Origin of the sequence: Arenimonas caeni (genome assembly GCF_003024235.1) — a bacterium.
In the GTDB taxonomy this organism is placed as follows: domain Bacteria; phylum Pseudomonadota; class Gammaproteobacteria; order Xanthomonadales; family Xanthomonadaceae; genus Arenimonas; species Arenimonas caeni.
On the sequence record NZ_KZ679096.1, the window covers coordinates 23,004 to 43,484 of the forward strand.

The following is a 20,481-nucleotide window of genomic DNA, read 5'->3' on the forward strand; positions in this document are numbered from 1 at the left end:
CGCCCGCCCCCTCAGCAACGGCCGGCGCGCTCCGCAAGCCAGTCGGCCAGCGCCCGGGCGTCCGCGCCGCTGCGCGTGAAGCCGAAGGCGTGTTCCGGGTCGCGCTGGCGGTCGAGCCAGATGCCCTCGGCCACCGGCGGGCGCGTGGCGGCCAGCCACAGCGCGGTGTCGGCGCCTTCGTCGGCACTGCGCAGTACGCGCCGGAACACCTTGCGGAAGCCGGGCAGCGAACTGCGCACGCCGTCGGTGTCCACCCAGCCCGGGTGCATCACCCAGGCCTTGGGCGCATCGGGGCCCAGCGAATTCCAGTAGTGGGTCAGTTCGACCTGGGCGCGCTTGTGCTGGGCGTAGGCGAGGAAGCCGTCGTGCCGTCCGGCATCGGGGGCTTCGAGTTCATCCAGCGACAGCGCGGCGCCGTACATGCCGCCCGAACTCATCGAGATGATGGCGCTGCGCGCATCGAGCGCGCCTTCGCGGCGCAGCGCGGCGTCCAGCACCCAGTGCCCGAGCAGGTTGGTCGCGAAGCTGCGCTCCACGCCCTCTTCGGTGCGGCCGAACTCGTGCAGCATCACCCCGACGTTGTGCACCAGCACGTCCACGCGGCCGGAGGCGGCGATGGCCGCGGCGACGCGGCGCAGCTCGGCCGCCAGCGACAGGTCCACCTGCACGGCCTCGATGCGGCCGGGGCCCTTTGCCCCGGCCACCAGGGCGTCGAGCTTGCGGCCGTCGCGGGCCAGGGCCAGCACGGTGGCGCCCCGGGCCGCCGCGCCCAGCGCGATGGCGCGGCCGATGCCGCCGGTGGCGCCGGTCACGACCCAGCGCTGGCCGCCGAAGTCGGCATCCAGCGGCGCGCGCACGCGCCGGCGGTGGCCGATCCGCGAAAACGGCACGGCGAATCGCGCGTAGAAAATCAGGGCGCCGATGAGCTTTTTCATGGCGCCAAGATGCGCCGGCCGGTGCCGTCGCGAAGTGAAGACGGGCTCAGCCCGCCAGGCCTTCCACCCGCCAGGCCAGCTCGGTGCCGGCGCGCAGCGGCACCAGGGCGGTGGCGCCCTCGCCCAGCTCGGCCGGGACCACCCAGGGCTCGCGCACCAGGGTGATCGTGCCGGTGTTGCGCGGCAGGCGGTAGAAATCCGGGCCGTGGAAGCTGGCGAAGCCTTCGAGCCGGTCGAGCGCGTTCTCCTGCTCGAACACCTCGGCGTAAAGCTCGATGGCGCCGTGCGCGCTGTACATGCCGGCGCAGCCGCAGGCCGCTTCCTTGGCGCCGCGGGTGTGCGGGGCGCTGTCGGTGCCCAGGAAGAACTTCGGGCTGCCGCTGGTGGCGGCGGCGACCAGCGCCAGGCGGTGCTCCTCGCGCTTGAGCACCGGCAGGCAGTAGTGGTGCGGGCGGATGCCGCCGGTGAAGATGGCGTTGCGGTTCATCAGCAGGTGGTGCGGCGTGATGGTGGCCACCACGTTGGCCGGCGCCGCCGCCACGAACTCTGCGGCCTGCCGGGTGGTGATGTGCTCGAGCACGATGCGCAGCTTCGGGTAGCGCTGCACCAGCGGCCTGAGCAGGGTGTCGATGAACACGGCCTCGCGGTCGAACACGTCCACGTGCGCGTCGGTCACTTCGCCGTGGATGAGCAGCGGCAGGTCGTGCTGCTCCATCGCCGCAAGCGTCTCGTGGCAGCGGCTGATCTGCTGCACGCCGGAGTCGGAGTTGGTGGTGGCGCCGGCCGGGTACCACTTCACCGCATGCACGAAGCCCGATGCCTTCGCCTCGGCGATGTCGGCGGGCGTGGTGCGCTCGGTGAGGTAGAGCGTCATCAGCGGCTCGAAATCCAGGCCCGCCGGCAGCGCCTTGAGGATGCGCTCGCGGTAGGCGCCGGCCAGCGCGGCGTTGACCACCGGCGGCACCAGGTTGGGCATGACGATGGCGCGGCCGAAGCGGCGCGCGGTGTCGGGCAGCACCCGCGCCAGCATGTCGCCGTCGCGCAGATGCAGGTGCCAGTCGTCGGGGCGGGTGAGGGTGAGGCGGGTGGCGGTCATGGCGGCACGGGGGTGGGTCGGCGAGGCCCCTATTGTCGCCGATCCCGCCCGCTGCCGCCCTCAGCCGCCGACCGGCTGCGGCGGTTTGCCGGGATCCGGGGCAAGCCCCTCCTGTTCAAACAGGATCTGGAATTGGCCAAGGGACTCAGCGACTTCCGGCCATCCTGCCTTGATGGCGTTGGCCTTCATGCGGGAAAGGACGCCCGGCTCGGCCCGCGGACGCCCTGCCCTGAGCGAGGGCGGCAGGTCCTGGGGGGACATGGCCCACGGAAGCAGGCTGCGCCCGGTGGCTGCCGTCTCGGCAGCGATCACCGCCGCGATGCGAAGCCCACCCTCGTCGATATCACCCCAGTGGTAGATGGAAGCCCGGGCCGGCAAGCCCGCCAGCAGGCAGCGATAAGCGCGGCGCCAGGCAGGTGACGGCATCCCGCCCGAGTAGACCAGCACGAGCGGCAGGTCGGCCCAGGCTTGCGTCGCCTGGTGGAAGCTCGTCAGGTTCTCGATGCTGACCAGGCAGGGCGCGGTGGTGGTGAATCCTTCGATCGCCCTGGCCGCGACCCCCAGATACGGCCTGGCCAGACGAACACCCTGCGTGGCCAAGATGAGCTCGCCCTCGCCCGCGACCAGCATCGGCTGCGGCTCACGCCGCAGGCCACAGGCCGCCCAGATGTCATCCCGGGAAAGGCCGGTGGGCGAGACCTCGCCCAAGGCCAGCACTTCCAGCCAGGGCGTCAGTCGCTCGATGCGCTTGCTGTCACCGAACAGACGCGTGCTCTCCTGGCGCAGGATACGTTCCTCGCCCGGCACCTGCGCTTCGATCACGCGGACCGCATCGGCGACGTCGTCCAAGGCTTCCGGCCCCCGGCCACGCACCTTCCGGTTTTCGCGCCACGCCTGGAGGAGCCGGCCGATGACATCAAAGCGGCTGATCGAAGGGGCCAGGCACTTCTCGGCCGCGGCGACCTGGTCGCCGTGCGGGACGATCCCCAGGTGGGACGCCAGCCTTGCGATGTCGCGAACCTCGATCGACTTCAGCCTCTCGCCGTCGCCGCGAAGCCGGTCGCGATCGACGACGATCGCGCCTTCGCGTTCGGCAAGGCGGACCTGCGCCTCGAAGGACTCAAGGTCCTCCAGCGTCGGCAGCGAGGTGTACTCGGGGCAGGACGCTTCGGTCATCTTCATTCGCACGGGACGGTCGCCGCCGCGCCGATGCGCGGCTTCTGCGCGCCGCAGCAAACGTTCAAGCGCCGTGCGCGCCGGCGTCATCCCGGGGCGACCTGCGCGGCGATCCGCGCGGCCTCGTCCGCCAGCAACTCCGGGTGCAGGTCGAACTGGTCGCTCTGCAGCAGCGCGCGGCCGGCCTCGGTGACCTCGATGCGCTCGACCTGCAGCAGGTCGCCGTCGCGGAACAGCTCGAGGTAGCTGTCGAGCACGCCGCTGAGCGTGCCCTGCGCGGTGTCGGGCGCCGCCAGCACCAGCTGCAGGCCCAGCGAGCGCAGGTAGTTGGTGGTGGCGCGGGCGTTCTGGGCGTCGATCTTGTCGCCGAACTCATCGAGCAGGATCAGGCCCAGCCCGCCGGACTGGCCCTCGGTCTTGCCGTAGGCGGCGGCCAGGGCCGCGCCGGCGATCACGTACAGCGGCGCACGGTGCTCGCCACCCGAGCCCGAGCGCATGCGCTCGCTGAGCGTGCCGACCACGCGCTCGTCCTGGCGGATCTGCACTTCGAAGCTGAAGAAACGCCGGTAGTCGTCCAGCGGCGAAGCCACCGCGCCCTTGCCGCCGGCGCGCTCCTCGATCACATCGCGGAAGGCCGGAGGCAGCTCGCCGGCACTGCCGAACAGCCCGTCCTCGCCGCCCAGGTCGGCGGCGCGCTGGATGAAGCGGTGCAGCTCGCGGTACTCCGGCGCCACCTCGTAGTGGAACTGGTAGCGCTCGTTGTTGGAGAACGCCGGGCTGGCGCGCAGCGTGCGGTTGAGCGTGTTGATCTGCTCGCGCAGCCGGGTGAAGTTGTCGTAAAGCGCCGAGGCCACGTTCGAGCGGAAGGTCTCGACCGCGGTGGAGTAGGCCTGGTCGGCCTCGCCCTGGTACTGCACCAGTTCGGTATCGCGCAGGCGGGTGAGTTCGCGGTCGAGCACCGCGCGGGCCTCGCGCCAGGCATCGGGGTCGAAATCCAGCACCAGGCCATGGTCCTTGGCGTACTGGGCCAACTGGCTCCAGGCCTCGGGCAGCGCGCGCGCCAGGGTGGCGTCGGCATCGCGGGCGCGCTCCTCGCAGCGCTGCCGGCGTTCCTGCAGGCTGGGGTGGCGCTCGTCGAGCTCCTCGCGCTGGCGCTCCACCCGCGCCGGGTCGACGTCGGGATGGGCAAAGGCGGCGACCGCGCGGCGGGCCGCGCCCTCTTCCTGGGTGCGCAGCGCCTCGAGCAGGGACTCGGCGCGCTGGGCGGCGTCGTTGGCCAGCGCCAGCCGGCCCGACAGGTCCAGCACCTGCTGGTCGAAGCCGGCGGCCTCGCGCGACAGCGCCTGCACGCGCTCGGCCAGGCGCACCAGGTCGGGGTCGAGCGCCGCTTCCTGCTGTTCGCGCAGCAGGCGGTAGCGCGCCTCGGCCTGGCGGTGCTGCAGGGCGCGCGCGTGCAGCGCGTCGGCCGCGGCCTCGGGATCGGCCAGCGTCGCCAGCGCCTGGTGCACGGCCTCGGCGCGCTGCAGCAGCGGCTCGAGCCGGCGCAGGGTGCGTTCGGCGCCGTCGAGCTCGTCGTGCAGCACGCGCAGGCGGTCGCGGCCGTCGGCGGCGCCGATCTTCAGGTCGCGCGCGGCCGGCAGGCGCAGGCGCTCGATGCCGCCGCCCTTGCTGACCAGGCCGTCGCGGCTGAGCGCGTGGCGCGTGCGCACCAGCTCGCCTTCGGTTTCCACGCAGGCCATTTCGCCAAGCTGGCGGCGCAGGTAGGCCACGGCGTCGGCGTCCTTGCCCTCGACCAGCGCGGCGACCGAGCCCGCCGGCGCCGCGTCGGCGCCACGGCCGCGCCGGGCCTGGCTGGCGAGCGCGAGTTTCACGCCGTAGATGGCGTTCGGGCCCTTGAGCGAACGGTACAGGCGCACCGCCGCCTCCTCGTGTTCGGGCCGCACCAGTAGCGCCTCGACGTGTGGGCGCAGGTAGGCCTCGATCGCCGGCTGCCAGGCCGGGTCGGCCACGCGCACCAGGTCGCAGACCGGCGTGGCGGGGATGCCGGCGTCCTGCAGCAGGCCGACCAGGCGCATCACGTCCTCGCGCAGTTCGGCCTGGCCGGCGCTGACGCGCGACTGGTTGCGGCGCGCGGCATCACGCTGCTGGCGCGCCTGCTCCACCGCGGCGTGCAGCTGGCGCGCCTGCGCGGCCACGGCCACCAGCACCGGCAGGGCGGCGTCGAGCGCGGCGCGCACTTCGCCGTGCAAGGCCTCGGGGGTCCAGGGCAGGTCGGCGTCGGCCGGCAGCGCGCGCAGCGCGTCGTGCAGCGCCTGCCAGGGCGCCAGCGCGGCGGCGAGCGCCGGTGCGTCCACCGTCGCCAGTTCCAGCGTGGCGGCGGCGCGCAGCTGGTCGCGCACGAAGCCGACCTGGCGCAGCAGCTCCTGCTTGAGCTGGCCGAGCGTGTCGCGGTCGCGGCCGGCGACCTGGTCGAAGCTGGCCTGCTCGCCGTAACCGGCGCTGCCCTCGAGCCGCTGGCGCGCGTGTTCGTGCGCCTCGCGGGCACGGTCGCGCTCGGACTTGGCGGCGGCGAGCGCACGCGTGGTGTCGGCGGCCTGTCGCTGCGCCGCCTCCACCGCCTGGCCGGCGGCGTCGACCTGTTCGCCCAGCTGGTCGCGTTCGTATTCGGCCGCCAGCGCGCGGTACGAGGCCGAACGCACGGCCTGCGCGGCGACCTTGGCGTACTGCGACTCCACCAGCTCGGCGGCTTCGATGCGGCGCGCCACCTGCTCGATCTTCTCCTTGAGCAGGCGGAAGGTCTCGAGCACGGCGCGGAAGCGCTGCACGTCGGTGGGCCGGTCCTCGGCCACCAGGGTGCGCACGAAGATGTCCACGTCGTCCACGCGCTGCAGGTTGAGCGCGTTCTGGAAGGCCTTGCGATAGGCGTTGGCGTCCAGGTGCGCGGTCGGCGACGGCCGCAGGCGGTGCAGCAGGTCCTTCACGAAGCGGTCGGCGACGGCGTGGAACTCGGCCTTGGTGCCGGCGGCCTTGCAGCGGCGCGCGGCGAGCTCGCGGAAGGCCGGCCAGGCCAGCGGCAGCTGGCGGCCGTCGACGGTCTCGAGGTGGTCTTCGAGCGCCAGGTCCACGCCCGGCAGCAGGTACAGGCCGTGCACGCGGTGCTCGGGCTCGTCGGCCGAGGCGCCGAGCGCCACGCCGGCGGTCAGCGGCTCGCCGCTGGCTTCGTCGCGGAACACCAGGCTGATGTAGGTCGTCGCGGTGCGGCGCTTGCGGCCGTCCTCGCCGCTGCGGAACACGCCCAGGCAGTAGTCGCGGATGCTGCGCGCGCGGGCGCTGCCGCCGGCCTGGGCGTTGAAGCGGATGCGGCTGCGGTCGGCGCCCAGCAGCACGATCTGCAGGGCGTCGAGCAGGGCGCTCTTGCCGGCGCCGTTGGGCGCGATGATGGCCGTGGTCGGGTCCAGCGCGAGGCTCTGCGCCTCGAACAGGAAGAACTGCACCAGGTGGACGCGCTCAAGCCGTTGCATCGTCGGCCTCCAGGTCGGTGTCGGCGTCGCCCAGGTCGGCCAGGTCCTCGTCCTCGTCGCGGTTGTGCTGGTCCAGGCGCTGCAGCCAGGTGGCGCCGACGATCTCGACGATGGCCGGGCGCACCAGCAGGTGGAAGGGCTGCGGGTCGTCGGGCTCGGGCTCGAGCAGGCGGGCGACGCCCCAGCGGCGCATGGCGCGCAGCAGGCCGCGCAGCTGGCCCACGTCGGGCATCGGCCGCCCGGTCAGCGCGGGATAGGCCTCCTGCAGCACGGGCAGTTCGACCAGCACTTCGCCGCCCTCCTCTAGTTCGCCCTGGCGGATGGCCTCGTCATAGCGCTGGCGCAGCACCAGCAGCAGCAGCGTCTCCTCCAGGCTCACCGGCGTACCCTCGCCATGCGCCGGCAGCGCCACCACGTAGCGGTGGTGTGCGTTGCGCTCGAGCCGGATGCCCAAGGGCGCCAGCGCCGCGGCGAAATCCTCCAGGTGCGCCTCGACCAGGTGGTAGGCGACGCGGCTGCCGCGGTCGGCGGCATACAGCACCTGCTCGGTGACCAGGCGATAGGCCGCGCGCTCGAAATCCTGCACGGCGTACAGGCCGTTGGAGAGCTGGCTGAGGGTGTTCCAGTTGCGCTTCATGCGGTTTTCCGAAGGCGGTGCAGCACGAAACGCGGCGCCCGCAGGTAGTCCGAATCACCCGGCTCGCCGGGCAACAGTTCGACCCGGAAGCCGCGCAGCACGCGGCCCAGGGGATCATCGCGGCGCAGGCCGCCGGGACGCTGGCTGCGCAGGGCGGCCGTCACCAACAGCTGGTAGGCACGGAAGTCACCGATCGAATCGATCGCCATGCCGGTCGATTCGATCCGGTCGCCCTGGCCGAGGTGGCGGCCGACATAGGCCGCCATGTCTTCCGGCGTCACCAGGCGCGCGCGCTTCATGCGACGCAGCAGCGACAGGCGCGCCAGCTGTTCGGGCGTGGGCGCCTGCACCTGGTTGGCGCTGCGCGGGATCGGCCGGGCGCGCTGGCGCGGCGGGCGCAGGCGCGTCTCATCCGCCAGCGTCCCGGGCCCCACCGGCAGCCGCAGCGCCTCGGGCGCGGCGGCCAGGGCGCCGGCGACGGCACGGCGCAGCAGCACGTCAAGCCGGTCGGGAGCGCGCAGGCGATAGTCGAGGAAGGCCAGGGCACGGCGGTTGGCCTGCCGGATGTCCTCGTCCAGGCGCGCCAGGTACTCGTCGATGCGCTCGAGTTCCCGAAGGCGGTCGATGGCGCGCTGGAGGCGCGCCGCGGCGCGGGCGTCGTCGCCGGCCACCAGGTGCTCGCGGTACCAGGCCAGCAGGCGGGCGCGGTGTTCGGTCTCCAGCTGCCGCGCCATCGCCAGGATGGCGCCGCGGCGGGCCAGCGGGTGGCCGGCGGCATGCAGATCGGCGTAGTCGCCAATGAAAAAGCGCGAGACGTAGTCCTCGAACAGCTGGCGGGCGAACTGGGCGGTGGACTCGGCGCGGCTGAGCTCAGGCATCAGGTCGCGCACCTGCAGGCTCATGGCCGCCAGCGCCGACAGCAGCCGGCGCGACTGGTCGGCCGCCTCGTCCAGCGCATCGGCGCCGGCACGGCCCTCGACCACCTGCTGCAGCTGCAGCTCGATCGAGCGGATCCGCGCCGAGACGAAGGTCGGGCCGCGCTCGCTGAACTCGAGCAGCAGCGACATGAGCTGCGACACCACCGGCGACATCGACACCATCTCGCGCACGCCGACGCGCTCCTGGCGGAGCCAGCCGGCGGCGCGGAAGCGCTCGTAGATGGCCGCGGCGCGCTGGCCGGGCCCGGCGTCGGGCGCCTCGCCGTCCTCCTTCTCCCAGGGGTCGTCGGTGAGCAGGTAACGCTCGATCGCCGCCGTGATGTCCCGCCGCGGCAGGCCGGTGCTGGGCGGCAAGGGGGCGTCCGGGCCGAAGAATTCGTCGAACAGCCGGCACAGAAGCAGCCAGTAGTGCTGCCGGTTGGGCGAGGCCAGCGGGCCGAAGATGCCCGGCGGCACGACCCGGAACAGTGCCGGCGGGGCGGCCGGGGTCACGCGGGGACGGGGGTTCGTGCAGGCATCCCGTGAAGGTACCGCAGCGACCGCGGCCGGAAAATATTGACGGCGGACCGGGTTTGTGGGGCGCGCGGCGGGTCTAGCCGCCGACCCAGGCCCGCAGGCGATCCTCGTCCAGGTGCCCCACTTTCACCAGGATCCGCGCCCCCTCCCGCGTGAACGGCGCATGCCGCGACAAATGCGGGCTGCGCAGCCAGCTGCCGGCCGGGTAAGCACCGTGCTCGTCCTCGAACACGCCGCTGAGCACCAGGATTTCCTCGCCGCCGAAGTGGGTGTGCGGCTGGAACACCGTGCCCGGGGCCCAGTCCACCAGCGCGGTGTGTTCGGTGCCGAAGCTGTGCAGGGGCATCACCCGCAGGCCGGGCACCAGGCCGGGGCGCCACTCGCCGCGGTCGGTGTCGATGGCCACGGTGGCGTCATCGCCCGGCGCGAACTGGCGCAGCTTCACGAACAGCGTGCAGCCCGGCCCGCTGCGCGGGGCATGGCGCGAGCCGTCGGGGTTGCGCAGGTAGCTGCCGGGGCCGAAGTCGCCGCGTTCGTCGCTGAACACGCCCTCGAGCACCAGGATCTCCTCGCCCATCGGGTGGGCGTGCTCGGGAAAGGCCGAGCCCGGGGCGTAGCGCACCAGGCTGGTGGCGCGCGCCTGTTCGCCGCCGATGCGGTCGAGCAGGCGGCGCTCGACCCCGGGGGACGGCGAGGGCTGCCAGGGGGCGTCGTCGGGGCGGACGACGACGCGCTGTTGGAAATCGGCGTTGATGCGCATCCGGGAAGTCTACGGCCCGGGCCGTGCAGGTTTCGTGGGGGCGGCTCAGCAGTCGAACCGGAAGGGCGACCAGCCCAGGCGGCGAAGCCCGGTCACGTATTCGCGCGTATAGCCGGGGAAGATCGCCACCACCTTGCCGTCGTCCATCCGGTACCAGCTGCGGCACTGCGCCCACACCGAGCGGCCCAGGCGCTCCTGCAGGGCCGCGTTGTGCCCGCGCATCGCCTCCTCGCGCACTTCGATGGCCTTGTGGCCACCGTCCGCCACCGCGCGCATGCAGGCGATGGCGTGCTGCACCGCCGGCTCGATGTAGAGCAGCGTGGAGGTGTGGCCGGTGGCGGTGTTCGGGCCCAGCATCAGGTAGAGGTTGGGGAAACCCGCCACGTGGATGCCGTGGAAGGCCTCGGGGCCGTCGCGCCAGGCCTCGGCCAGGGTGCCGCCGCCGCGCCCGTGCACCTGCAGCGACTGCAGCAGGTGCACGGTGTCGAAACCGGTGGCGCAGACCAGCGCGTCGAGCCCGATGTCCCGGCCGTCGGCGGTGCGGATGCCGGTGGGCGTGATGCACCCGATGCCCTCGGTCACCAGCTCCGCAGCGGGCCGGCCTCCCGCGGCCTGTGCGAAAACCGGGTAATAGTCGCTCGCGTAGATGATGCGCTTGCAGCCCAGCGGGTAGTCGGGCTCGAGCTTGCCGCGCAGCGCCGGGTCGGGCAGCTGCACGCGGCGATGGCGCGCGGCCCACCAGAGCATGAAGCGGCGCATCAGCGTGCCGTCCTGGAAACCGCGGCGGCCGAGCTCGAGGAACCACACCCAGCCGTGGCGCACGGCCCAGGCATAGGGCGGAAAGCGCGCCAGCCAGCCGTCGAACCAGGAGTAGCGGCGCTCGAGCCGCGGCAGGATCCAGTTCGGCGTGCGCTGGAACACATGCAGGCTCGCCGCCTCGCGGGCGATCGGCGGGATCAGCTGCACCGCCGTCGAGCCGGTGCCGATCACGCCCACGCGCTTGCCGGCCAGTGGTGCGGCGGCGTCCCAGCGGGCGGAGTGCAGCTTCAGGCCCCGGAAGTCGTCGATGCCCGGGATGTCGGGCCAGCGCGGCTGGCTCAGCGGGCCGGTGCTGCAGATGAAGTGGCGCGCCACCACGGTGTCGCCGCGGTCGGTGCGCAGGTGCCACAGGCCGGTGGCTTCGTCGTAGCGCGCCTCGGTTAGCCGCGTGCCCAGGCGCAGGCGCGCCGAGACGCCGTGCCGGTCGGCCAGCGACTGCTGGTAGGCGTGGATCTCGGGCGCGCTGGCGAAGCGCTGGCGCCAGTGCGGATTGGGCGCGAAGGAAAAGCTGTAGGCCGGCGCCGGCACGTCCACCTGCGCGCCGGGGTAGCGGTTGTCCCACCAGGTACCGCCCAGGCCCTCGGACTGCTCGAGCATCACGAAGTCGTGCAGGCCGGCCTTGCGCAGCCCGATGGCGGCGCACAGACCGGACATGCCGGCGCCGAGGATCACGGTGTGGTGGGCCTGGACGTGAGGGGCTGCGCGATCGAGCACGCGCGCGACGAACCAACCCAGGCGCGCCAGCGCCGCATCCGCCGCCGCCAGCTGGCCGGCATGCAGCTGGAACACGTGCCACAGGCCCTCGTTGAAGTCGCGCACGACCTCCACGCCTTCGGCCCGCAGCGTTTCCACCAGCGCCTCGCTCTGCGGCCGCAGCAGGTCGTCGCTGCCGAATTGCACCAGCGTCGGCGGCAGGCCGCGCAGGTCGGCCAGCAGCGGCGAGACCTTCGGGTTGGCCAGGTTGTCGCCGGCGTAGGCGCGGTGGTTGGCGCGCGCCCATCCGGGGCTGAGCATCGCCTCGCCCTTCGGCGGCACCAGCGCGGTCTCTTCGCGCAGGTCGCCCAGCGGCGCCAGCAGCACGAGCGCGGCGGGCGCGGGCAGCTCCTGTTTGCGAAGCTCGAGGGCCAGCGCGAGCGCCAGCCCGCCGCCGGCGGAATCGCCGGCCACCACGACCGGGCCGCGCGCGGCCAGTTCGCGGTACACGGCCAGCGCATCGTCCAGCGCCGCGGGGAAAGGGCATTCGGGCGCCAGCCGGTAGTCCGGCACGTGCACCGGCACGCCGCACTGGCGCGCCAGCCAGGCGGCCAGCGCGCGGTGCGTGCGCGGCGAGCCGGTGGTGTAGCCGCCGCCGTGCAGGTAGAGCACGGAACCTGCGCGCACCGCCGGCGCGCGGTCGTCGCGCCAAGACTCCGCGGGGATGCCGGCGATGGACTCGTCGTGTCGGCTGATGCCGCCGGGCAACACGCCGATGCCCGAGAGCGCGTGCATCCAGCGGCGCTGGAAGGGATAGCCGAAGCGCGGCCCGAGCACGGGCTTGAGCAGCAGGCGCAGTGTGTTGCGAAGCAGGAAGGCAGGCAGGCGCATGGGCTGAGCATAGGCGAGAGCGATATGCTTTTGGCATGCAGATGCACGCCACCTACCCACCGCCGCCGGCCATGATGGCGTCGTTCGCCGACGCCGTTTACCGCGTTTACGACCAGGGCCGCCGCATCGACCTGCGCATCGGCCAGCCCAACCCCGACATGGCTGCGCTGCTGGCACGCTTCGGCGCCAGCCACGGCGGCCTGGTCACCGGCGAAAACCCTTTCGGCCAGCAGCAGTCCGCCGAAGCCAACGCCGCCGCCAACGCCGAACTGGCCGCGGCCATCGATGCGCTCGGCCTGCCCCGCCTGCCCTCGGACGGCGGCAGCGAGGACGGGGCCTGGAACGAACCCGGCTTCCTGGTCGTCGGCGGCGAAGGCCAGCCGGCGGACGCGCTGGCCCGGCGCTTCCGCCAGGCCGCTTGGGTGCGCATCGAGGCCGACGGCAGCGCGCACCTCGCCGGCTGCGAGTACCCGCTGGCGTCGAGCGGCCTGGAGCCGTGCTGGCCGCCGCAGGTGTTTCCCGGCCCCGCTGGCGGAACCGGGCCGCAGCCTGCGTAAGGAGGGAATCCCGTCACGGAGGTTCCCCGATGAAGCCGACCCTGCTCGCCCTCGGCCTGGCCCTTGCCCTTCCCGCCCACGCCGCCGATCGCCTTGCCGACTGGACGCACGGCGAAGCGGGCATCTACACCTACGATCGCGGCGGCCCGGTGAAAGTCGGCCAGGTGGCCGCGGACGGCACGCTGGTGTTCGAGTGGCCCTCGGCGCCGTCCACGCAACAGACCCTGGCGCGCACCTACCCCTCCTGCCTGGAGGACGGTTCGCCGATCGCCCGGCCCGGGGCCGCGGAGTTCTGGCCCACCTCGCTGTTCATCGCCACCGACGACTCCGGCGACGAGGAACTGGGCTCACTGCACCTGGCCACCGCGCCCGGGGTGGTGGCCTGGCAGGCCAGCTACGGCGAGGCGGACGCCGTCGAGGGCGCCTGGTTCCAGTACGTCCACGTGAGCCAGGCGGCGACGGTCGAGGCACGATGCGAGATGCCGACCTACACCGGCGAAGGCGAGGATAGCTACGTGCAGGCCACGGAGTTCGCGCTGGCCTTCGAAGCGGGCTGGAACCTGGTGCGCAACGACATCACCACGCTGCACGCCGCGCCGTCGGGCCGCAAGCACGCGGCGGGCGTTCGCACCAGCGTCCAGTCCGGACCGGACGCGGACGCGAGCTGGCATTTCCGCGCCTACTGAACCAGCGCCTCAGACCCGGCCGGTCACCGGGATCAGCGCGCCGGTGATGGCGCCGGCCTCGTCGGAAAGCAGGAAGGCGATGGTCGCGGCCAGCTGCGCGGGCTGCACCCAGGCGCCGAAGTCCGCGTCGGGCATGTCGGCGCGGTTGGCCGGCGTGTCGATGATGCTCGGCAGCAGCGCATTGACGGTGATGCCGCGCGGCTTGAGCTCCTCGGCCAGGGCTTCGGTCAGGCGCATCACGCCGGCCTTGGAGGCGGCGTAGGCGCCCATGCCGGCGCCCGCCTTCACCGCGCCGTTGGCGCCGATGTTGATGATGCGGCCGCCATCGGGCAGGTGCGGCAGCGCCGCCTGCGTGGCCGCCACGGCGGTGCGCAGGTTCATCTGGTAAAGCTTGTCCCAGGTGTCGAGCGAACCGCCCTGCACCTTCTCCCAGGCGAAGCCGCCGGCGATGTTCACCAGGCCGTCGAGGCGGCTGTGGCGCCGGGCGATGGCGTCGAGGGCAGCAGCCGCCGAAGCGGCGTCGCCCAGGTCCACGCCGCCGTGCAGGCTGGCGGCGCCAAGCGCGGCGGGATCGCGCGGCGCATCGGCGCGGTCGATGGCGGCGACGCTGGCGCCGCGCGCCTGCAGCACCTGCACGACGGCGGTGCCGAGCGCGCCGAAGGCGCCGGTGATGGCGATGGTCTTGCCGACGAGGGACATGAATGGCTCCGGTAGTCCGAACGCCCGCATGGTACCCGAAGTGACTTTCGACACTGCGCGAAAGGCCCGCCGACCGGGCTTGATCGACATCCCGCCCGCCCGGGACGCCAGGAGTAGCCACCATGGATGCCATCATCAACGCGTTCGTCATGGGCGCCGCCGCGTGGGCGCTGTTCCTGCTGATGCGCTGGCCGTCCCCGGCCTGGGCCTGGCGCGCCGGACTGCTGTTCGCGGGCTACCTGGCGCTCGACGACCTCGCCACCGCGCTGACGCAGTGGCTGCCTGCGGCCAACCTGCTGCCGGGTGGCTGGAACTGGGAAGGAAAGATCGCCAGTCTCGGCCTCGCGCTGCTGGTCATCGCCGCATTCGACCTCGACCGCAACGCGATCGGCTGGCAAGGCGTGCAGCGCAACACGCGCTCGACCTGGGTCGCCGTGGTTCTGCTGGTTGGCCTGAGCACGTCACTGGGCTTCGTGTTCCAGCCCGGCGCGCCCGACGCCGAAACCGTCGCCTTCCAGCTTTTGATGCCGGGCCTGGTCGAGGAGCTGGTGTACCGCGGCATCGCGCCGGCGCTGCTGCTGGGTGCGGTGCTGAAGCGCGGAGTTGCGCAGGGCATCCCGTGGCGCGCTGTCGTCGTGACGGGCCTGCTGTTCGGGCTCTGGCATGGCCTGTCGGTGAAGGGCGGCTTGCCCTCCTTCGACTGGATGCCCGCGGTGCTGCCGCTGGTGGGCGGCTTCGCCTACGGCTGGCTGCGCTTCCACTCCGGCAGCCTGCTGCCGGTGGTCATCGCGCATGCAGGCGGCAACCTGGCGTTCCACCTGCACGCGCTGTTCCCGGCGGGCTGATCAGCCGGCGGGCACGCGCACCGCGCCTTCCATCAGCACGCGCGCGCTGCGGCTCATGATGGCCTTGCGCACCTGCCACTGGCCGTCCACGTTCGCGGCCTCGGCGCCCACGCGCAGGGTGCCGCTGGGGTGGCCGAAGCGAACCGCCTGGCGCTCGCCGCCGCCGGCCGCCTCGTTCACCAGCGTGCCGGGGATGGCCGCGGCGGTGCCGATGGCCACGGCGCAGGTGCCCATCATGGCGTGGTGCAGCTTGCCCATGGACAGCGCGCGCACGCACAGGTCGATGTCGCCGGCGGCGATGCGCTTGCCGCTGCTCACGACGTGGTCGGTGGGCGGCGCGACGAAGGCGATCTTGGGCGTGTGCTGGCGCTTGCTTGCCTCGGACACATCCCTGATCAGGCCCATGCGCACCGCGCCATGGGCGCGGATGGTCTCGAAGCGCGCCAGCGCGGCCGGGTCGCCGTTGATGGCGTCCTGCAGCTCGGTGCCGGTGTAGCCGATGTCCTTCGCGCGCACGAAGATGGTCGGGATGCCGGAGTTGATCATGGTGGCCTGGAAGCTGCCCACGCCGGGCACCTCGAGGAGGTCAACGAGGTTTCCGGTGGGGAAGAGCGCGCCGCCGTCCTCGCCCTCGTCGGCCGGGTCCATGAACTCGAGCACGATCTCGGCGGCCGGGAAGGTGACGCCGTCGAGCTCGAAGTCGCCGGTCTCCTGCACCTCGCCGTTGCTGAGGGGCACGTGGCAGACGATGGTCTTGCCGATGTTGGCCTGCCAGATGCGCACCGGGAACACGCCGTCCTTCGGCAGCCGCGCCGGGTCGATGAAGCCGTTGGCGATCGCGAACGGGCCCACGGCGGTGCTGAGGTTGCCGCAGTTGCCGGACCAGTCGACGAAGGCGGTGTCGATGGAAACCTGGCCGTACAGATAATCCACGTCGTGGCCGGGCTGCGAGCTCCTGGAGATGATCACGCACTTGCTCGTGCTCGACGTGGCGCCGCCCATGCCGTCGGTGTGCTTGCCGTACGGGTCGGGCGAGCCGATCACGCGCATCAGCAGCGCATCGCGCGCCGGGCCGGGCACGCGTGCGGCCTCGGGCAGGTCTTCGAGGCGGAAGAACACGCCTTTTGAGGTGCCGCCGCGCATGTAGATGGCGGGGATGCGGAGCTGCGGGGCATGCGACATGGAAGAAGACTCCGGGAAATCAGGGGGTCGGGGACGCCTGCGCGCGATGGCGCAGCAGGCCGAGGGCGATCAGGGTCTGGCCGGTGAAGTAGATGCTGACGATCACCAGCACCGCGTTCGGGAACGGCGCGGCGAACTTGTTCACGCCGATCAGCGAATCGGCGAGCAGGAACAGCATGGCGCCCAGCCACAGCAGGCGCGGCGCGGCTTCCACCCGGCAGGCCATCACAACCATGCCGAGCAGGCAGGCGATGTAGACCGACACGTGCACCTGCAGCGCGCCGGCCTTGGGTATCAGCCAGAAGGCCAGCAAGACGCTGTAGACGATCGCGGGCGTCGCCCGCAGCCAGCGCCAGGGCGAGCCCGCCGCGAGCTTCGCGAACGCGACCAGGAAGGCGATCTGGTTCACCAGGAACGACGCCAGTGCCTGCCGGAACATGCCGTCGCGCTGCCCGTAGTCGAGGAAGAAATCGCCGGAGGCCGCGGCGACGTAGCCCAGCGCCAGCCAGCGGCCCGCCGCGCCCGGGAAGACCTGCCACATCAGCACCGCGAAGATCAGCATCGGCAGCGGCTTGAGCACCCAGCTGCCGGGATACGGCAGCCACGGAATCAGCGCGATGTAGACCAGGCCAAGGCCGATGGCGAGGGCCATCATCCTGCGTTGCACCGGCGTCATCGCGCGTCCTCCTTCCGGAAACAGGGCCTCAGGCGGCCTGGGTGGAGGCGAGGAAGTCCTGGGCGAAGCGCTGCAGCACGCCGCCGGCCTCGTAGATCGAGACTTCCTCGTCGGAGTCGAGGCGGCACTGCACCGGCACTTCGATGCGCTCGCCGTCGCGGCGGTTCACCACCAGCGTCAGCGTGGCGCGCGGGGCACGCTCGCCGAGCACGTCGTAGGTTTCGGTGCCGTCCAGACCGAGCGTCTTGCGGGTGGTGCCGGGCAGGAACTCCAGCGGCAGCACGCCCATGCCGATCAGGTTGGTGCGGTGGATGCGCTCGAAGCCCTCGGCGACGATGGCCTCCACGCCCGCCAGGCGCACGCCCTTGGCCGCCCAGTCGCGGCTCGAGCCCTGGCCGTAGTCGGCACCGGCGACGATGATCAGCGGCTGGCCGCGATCCATGTAGGTTTCGATCGCTTCCCACATGCGCATCACATTGCCTTCCGGCTCCACGCGCGCAAGCGAACCCTGCTTCACCTTGCCGCCTTCGAGCACCATCTCGTTGAACAGCTTGGGGTTGGCGAAGGTGGCGCGCTGCGCGGTCAGGTGGTCGCCGCGGTGGGTGGCGTAGGAATTGAAGTCTTCTTCCGGCAGGCCCATCTTCGCCAGGTACTCGCCGGCGGCGCTGTCGGCGAGGATCGCGTTCGAGGGCGAGAGGTGGTCGGTGGTGATGTTGTCGCCCAGCAGCGCCAGCGGGCGCAGGCCCTGCAGCGTGCGCGGCTTGGCCAGCGCGCCTTCCCAGTAGGGCGGGCGGCGGATGTAGGTACTCATTTCGCGCCAGTCGTACAGCGGGCTCACCTTCGCCGCGCTCTCGACCGCGATCTTGAACATCGGCTCGTACACCGCGCGGAACTGCTCGGGCTTCACCGCCGCCTTCACGATCGCGTCGATCTCGGCGTCGCTCGGCCACAGGTCCTTGAGCAGGATGGGCGTGCCGTCGGCGCGGTGGCCCAGCGCGTCCTTCTCGATATCGAAGCGGATGGTGCCGGCGATGGCATAGGCCACCACCAGCGGCGGCGAGGCCAGGAAGGCCTGCTTGGCGTAGGGATGGATGCGGCCGTCGAAGTTGCGGTTGCCGCTGAGCACCGCGGTGGCGTAGAGGTCACGCTCGATGATTTCCTGCTGGATCTTCGGGTCCAGCGCGCCGGACATGCCGTTGCAGGTGGTGCAGGCGAAGGCGACGATGCCGAAGCCCAGCTTCTCAAGCTCGGTCTTCAGGCCCGCTTCCTCGAGGTAGAGCGCCACGGCCTTCGAGCCCGGCGCCAGCGAGGACTTCACCCAGGGCTTGCGCACCAGGCCCAGTTCATTGGCCTTCCTGGCCAGCAGGCCAGCGGCGATGACGTTGCGCGGGTTGGAGGTGTTGGTGCACGAGGTGATGGCGGCGATGATCACCGCGCCGTCGGGCATCAGGCCCTCGGCTTCCTGGGCGCGCGCGGCCTCGAGGTTGCCGGCGATGCCCTTGGCGGCGAGGTCCGTGGTGGCCACGCGCGCATGCGGGTTCGACGGGCCGGCCATGGTGCGCACGACGGACGAGAGGTCGAAGTGCAGCGTGCGCTCGTACTGCGCCTTGCCCAGCGAATCGGCCCACAGCCCGGCGGTCTTCGCATAGTTCTCCACCAGCGCCACCTGCTCGTCGCTGCGGCCGGTCAGGCGCAGGTAGTCGAGGGTGTTGCCGTCGATGAAGAACATCGCCGCGGTCGCGCCGTACTCGGGCGCCATGTTGGAGATGGTGGCGCGGTCGCCCAGCGTCAGCGCGGCGGCGCCTTCGCCGCGGAATTCGAGCCAGGCGCCCACGACCTTCTGCTTGCGCAGGAACTCGGTGAGCGAGAGCACGATGTCGGTGGCGGTGATGCCCGGCTGCGGCTTGCCGGTGAGCTCGACGCCGATGATGTCGGGCAGGCGCATCCACGAGGCGCGGCCGAGCATGACGTTCTCGGCCTCCAGGCCGCCGACGCCGATGGCGATAACGCCCAGCGCATCCACGTGCGGCGTGTGGCTGTCGGTGCCCACACAGGTGTCGGGGAAGGCCACGCCGTCCTGCACGTAGATCACCGGCGACATCTTCTCCAGGTTGATCTGGTGCATGATGCCGTTGCCCGGCGGGATCACGTCCACGTTGCGGAACGCGAGCTTGGTCCAGTCGATGAAGTGGAAGCGGTCGGCGTTGCGGCGATCCTCGATGGCGCGGTTCTTGGTGAACGCATCCGGGTCGAAGCCACCGCACTCGACGGCCAGCGAGTGGTCGACGATCAGCTGCACCGGCACCACCGGGTTGACCTGGGCCGGGTCGCCACCCTGGTCGGCGATGGCGTCGCGCAGGCCGGCCAGGTCCACCAGCGCGGTCTGGCCCAGGATGTCGTGGCAGACCACGCGCGCCGGGAACCACGGGAAGTCCATGTCGCGGCGGCGCTCGATGAGCTGGCGCAGCGAGTCGTCGAGCGTGGCCGGGTCGCAGCGCCGCACCAGGTTCTCGGCCAGCACGCGCGAGGTGTAGGGCAGGCCGTCCCAGGCGCCGGGCTGCAGCGCTTCGACCGCCTCGCGGGCGTCGTACCAGTGCAGGGAGGTGCCGGGCAGCGGCTTGCGGTGCTTGGAGTTCATGGGGCGGGCTCGTTTTGTTCGAGCCCGCCATTATCCGGGTTCTGGCCTGGCCAGGCACCTGGTGGGCCGGGCTCAGCGCGCCTGGCTTTCGGCCTGCTCCAGCTCCGGGACCGTCTCGCCGGCCTCGCGGTGGCAGACGTGGGCGCCGATGGGAAAACCATGGCCGCTGGCCATCCTCGGCAACCAGCGGTCGCTGGCTTCGACCGGCGACCAATCGGCGAACTCCAGGGCGCGCCGCTCGGCCTCGGCGCGCTGGTCGGCGGTGGACAGTTCGCCCAGCAGGTCCAATTCCTCCGCGATCTGCTTCCTGAGCGCGCCCGCGCCCCGGCTGTCGTTGCCGTCGAGCGCCAGGTGGGCGCGCCGGTACAGCGCCAGCGCCATCGCGCGATCCTCGGGCAAGGCCTGGGCCAGCAGGCCGTAGCGGCTGCTATGCAGGCCCGCCAGCGCATGCGCCACCCGCAGCGTCGTCGGCAGGTCACCCTCGCGCACCAGCTGCCAGGCCATGTCGGTGGCCGTCGCGCGATAGAGCGCCAGCTCGCCGGTGCTGGCCAGCAAACCATCGGGCGGCAGCGCATCGCCCCCCGCCCAAATGCGGCGGGCCGACAGGCTGCCCAGGCGCGCCGCCTGGTACCAGCGCTGCGCCATCACGCCCGGATCAAGCTCGGTGTATCCGGCGCAGCGCTCGTTGCGCTCGGCCAGGCGCTGCTCGCGCCGGGCGAGATCGCGATCGAACTCGCTGCGGAACCGGGTGATCGCGGCGCTGTTCTTCTGCGCCTCGAGGCGGTCGAGCTCCTGGGTCTTTCGGCGCAGCCAGCGCACGTGCGTCTCGTGGTCGCCGCTCGACCAGCGGCAGGCGGAAAGCTCGTAGGCCAGCCGGCAGGCGGCACCCGGCTCGCCGGCCGCGGCGCGGCGCTCGAGCTCCTCGGCCACCTGGGCGAGCGGCGCGTCCAGCGGCGGCAGCGGGCCGGCCGGCGGCACGGGCGTGGTGGTGCCCACCGCCAGCAGGGCCGGCAGCTCGACCGCAGGATCCACGGCCGGCGCCGCGGCGACAGGCTCGGGAGCGGGTGGCGACGAGTCGGACCACCGCTCCCGCGAAAAGAACAGCACCGCGGCAACGACCACGGCGATGACGATGGCGATCAGGCGCAGGAACAGGCGCATGGAAGGCTCCGGGGGGCGGAGCGAACAGCCTAGCCGAAGCGGGCGCCGAACCGGC

At 72.2% G+C, this 20,481-nt stretch carries 16 protein-coding genes; 3 read left to right on the plus strand and 13 right to left on the minus strand.

What is annotated here, in order from left to right; all coding sequences use genetic code 11:
- Positions 1-11: 11 nt before the first annotated feature.
- The 8 genes from C6N40_RS11295 to C6N40_RS14555 form a co-directional block, all read right to left on the minus strand.
- The gene (locus C6N40_RS11295; RefSeq protein ID WP_106991136.1) at positions 12-935 is read right to left on the minus strand and encodes an SDR family NAD(P)-dependent oxidoreductase; all 924 of its coding nucleotides are present in this window, start codon (positions 933-935) and stop codon (positions 12-14) included.
- Positions 936-981: 46 nt separating this feature from the next.
- Positions 982-2,031: a dihydroorotase gene (pyrC, locus tag C6N40_RS11300; protein WP_106991137.1), complete on the minus strand. Its 1,050-nt coding sequence runs from the start codon at positions 2,029-2,031 to the stop codon at positions 982-984.
- Positions 2,032-2,091: 60 nt separating this feature from the next.
- The gene (locus C6N40_RS11305; RefSeq protein WP_106991138.1) at positions 2,092-3,297 is read right to left on the minus strand and encodes a Wadjet anti-phage system protein JetD domain-containing protein; all 1,206 of its coding nucleotides are present in this window, start codon (positions 3,295-3,297) and stop codon (positions 2,092-2,094) included.
- Complete coding sequence (locus tag C6N40_RS11310) at positions 3,294-6,728, minus strand: SbcC/MukB-like Walker B domain-containing protein (protein ID WP_106991139.1); 3,435 nt, start codon at positions 6,726-6,728, stop codon at positions 3,294-3,296. The genes C6N40_RS11305 and C6N40_RS11310 overlap by 4 nt, the downstream gene beginning before the upstream one ends.
- A complete protein-coding gene (locus C6N40_RS11315; protein WP_106991140.1) occupies positions 6,715-7,365 on the minus strand; it encodes a DUF4194 domain-containing protein in 651 nt (216 codons plus the stop codon). The genes C6N40_RS11310 and C6N40_RS11315 overlap by 14 nt, the downstream gene beginning before the upstream one ends.
- Positions 7,362-8,795: a Wadjet anti-phage system protein JetA family protein gene (locus C6N40_RS11320; protein ID WP_106991141.1), complete on the minus strand. Its 1,434-nt coding sequence runs from the start codon at positions 8,793-8,795 to the stop codon at positions 7,362-7,364. The genes C6N40_RS11315 and C6N40_RS11320 overlap by 4 nt, the downstream gene beginning before the upstream one ends.
- Before the next feature lie 100 nt (positions 8,796-8,895).
- On the minus strand, positions 8,896-9,579 hold the full coding sequence (locus C6N40_RS11325; protein WP_106991142.1) for a cupin domain-containing protein: 684 nt from the start codon (positions 9,577-9,579) through the stop codon (positions 8,896-8,898).
- A gap of 45 nt (positions 9,580-9,624) precedes the next feature.
- Complete coding sequence (locus C6N40_RS14555) at positions 9,625-11,982, minus strand: alpha/beta hydrolase fold domain-containing protein (protein ID WP_106991143.1); 2,358 nt, start codon at positions 11,980-11,982, stop codon at positions 9,625-9,627.
- A 35-nt stretch (positions 11,983-12,017) separates the two neighbouring features.
- On the opposite strand from C6N40_RS14555, the gene C6N40_RS11335 reads away from it, so the two are divergent.
- Positions 12,018-12,539 (plus strand): DUF3293 domain-containing protein, encoded by a 522-nt coding sequence (locus tag C6N40_RS11335; RefSeq protein WP_106991144.1) that lies wholly within the window; start codon positions 12,018-12,020, stop codon positions 12,537-12,539.
- A gap of 29 nt (positions 12,540-12,568) precedes the next feature.
- Positions 12,569-13,225, plus strand: a complete 657-nt coding sequence (locus tag C6N40_RS11340; protein ID WP_106991145.1) for a hypothetical protein — start codon at positions 12,569-12,571, stop codon at positions 13,223-13,225.
- Positions 13,226-13,234: 9 nt separating this feature from the next.
- On the opposite strand, the gene C6N40_RS11345 is transcribed toward C6N40_RS11340, so the two are convergent.
- Complete coding sequence (locus tag C6N40_RS11345) at positions 13,235-13,924, minus strand: SDR family oxidoreductase (RefSeq protein WP_106991146.1); 690 nt, start codon at positions 13,922-13,924, stop codon at positions 13,235-13,237.
- A gap of 122 nt (positions 13,925-14,046) precedes the next feature.
- Between C6N40_RS11345 and C6N40_RS11350 the strand changes: the two genes are divergently transcribed.
- Complete coding sequence (locus tag C6N40_RS11350) at positions 14,047-14,769, plus strand: CPBP family intramembrane glutamic endopeptidase (RefSeq protein ID WP_106991147.1); 723 nt, start codon at positions 14,047-14,049, stop codon at positions 14,767-14,769.
- Here C6N40_RS11350 and prpF read toward each other — a convergent pair whose 3' ends face one another.
- The 4 genes from prpF to C6N40_RS11370 form a co-directional block, all read right to left on the minus strand.
- A complete protein-coding gene (gene prpF, locus C6N40_RS11355; protein ID WP_106991148.1) occupies positions 14,770-15,951 on the minus strand; it encodes a 2-methylaconitate cis-trans isomerase PrpF in 1,182 nt (393 codons plus the stop codon).
- Between the two features lie 19 nt (positions 15,952-15,970).
- The gene (locus tag C6N40_RS11360; RefSeq protein ID WP_106991149.1) at positions 15,971-16,627 is read right to left on the minus strand and encodes a lysoplasmalogenase; all 657 of its coding nucleotides are present in this window, start codon (positions 16,625-16,627) and stop codon (positions 15,971-15,973) included.
- A gap of 28 nt (positions 16,628-16,655) precedes the next feature.
- Positions 16,656-19,265 carry a Fe/S-dependent 2-methylisocitrate dehydratase AcnD gene (gene acnD, locus C6N40_RS11365; RefSeq protein ID WP_106991150.1) on the minus strand — a complete coding sequence of 870 codons (2,610 nt, stop codon included), beginning with the start codon at positions 19,263-19,265 and terminating at the stop codon, positions 16,656-16,658.
- Positions 19,266-19,337: 72 nt separating this feature from the next.
- Entirely contained in the window at positions 19,338-20,426 is a 1,089-nt protein-coding gene (locus C6N40_RS11370; protein ID WP_106991151.1) for a hypothetical protein, read from the minus strand.
- Positions 20,427-20,481 lie beyond the last annotated feature (55 nt).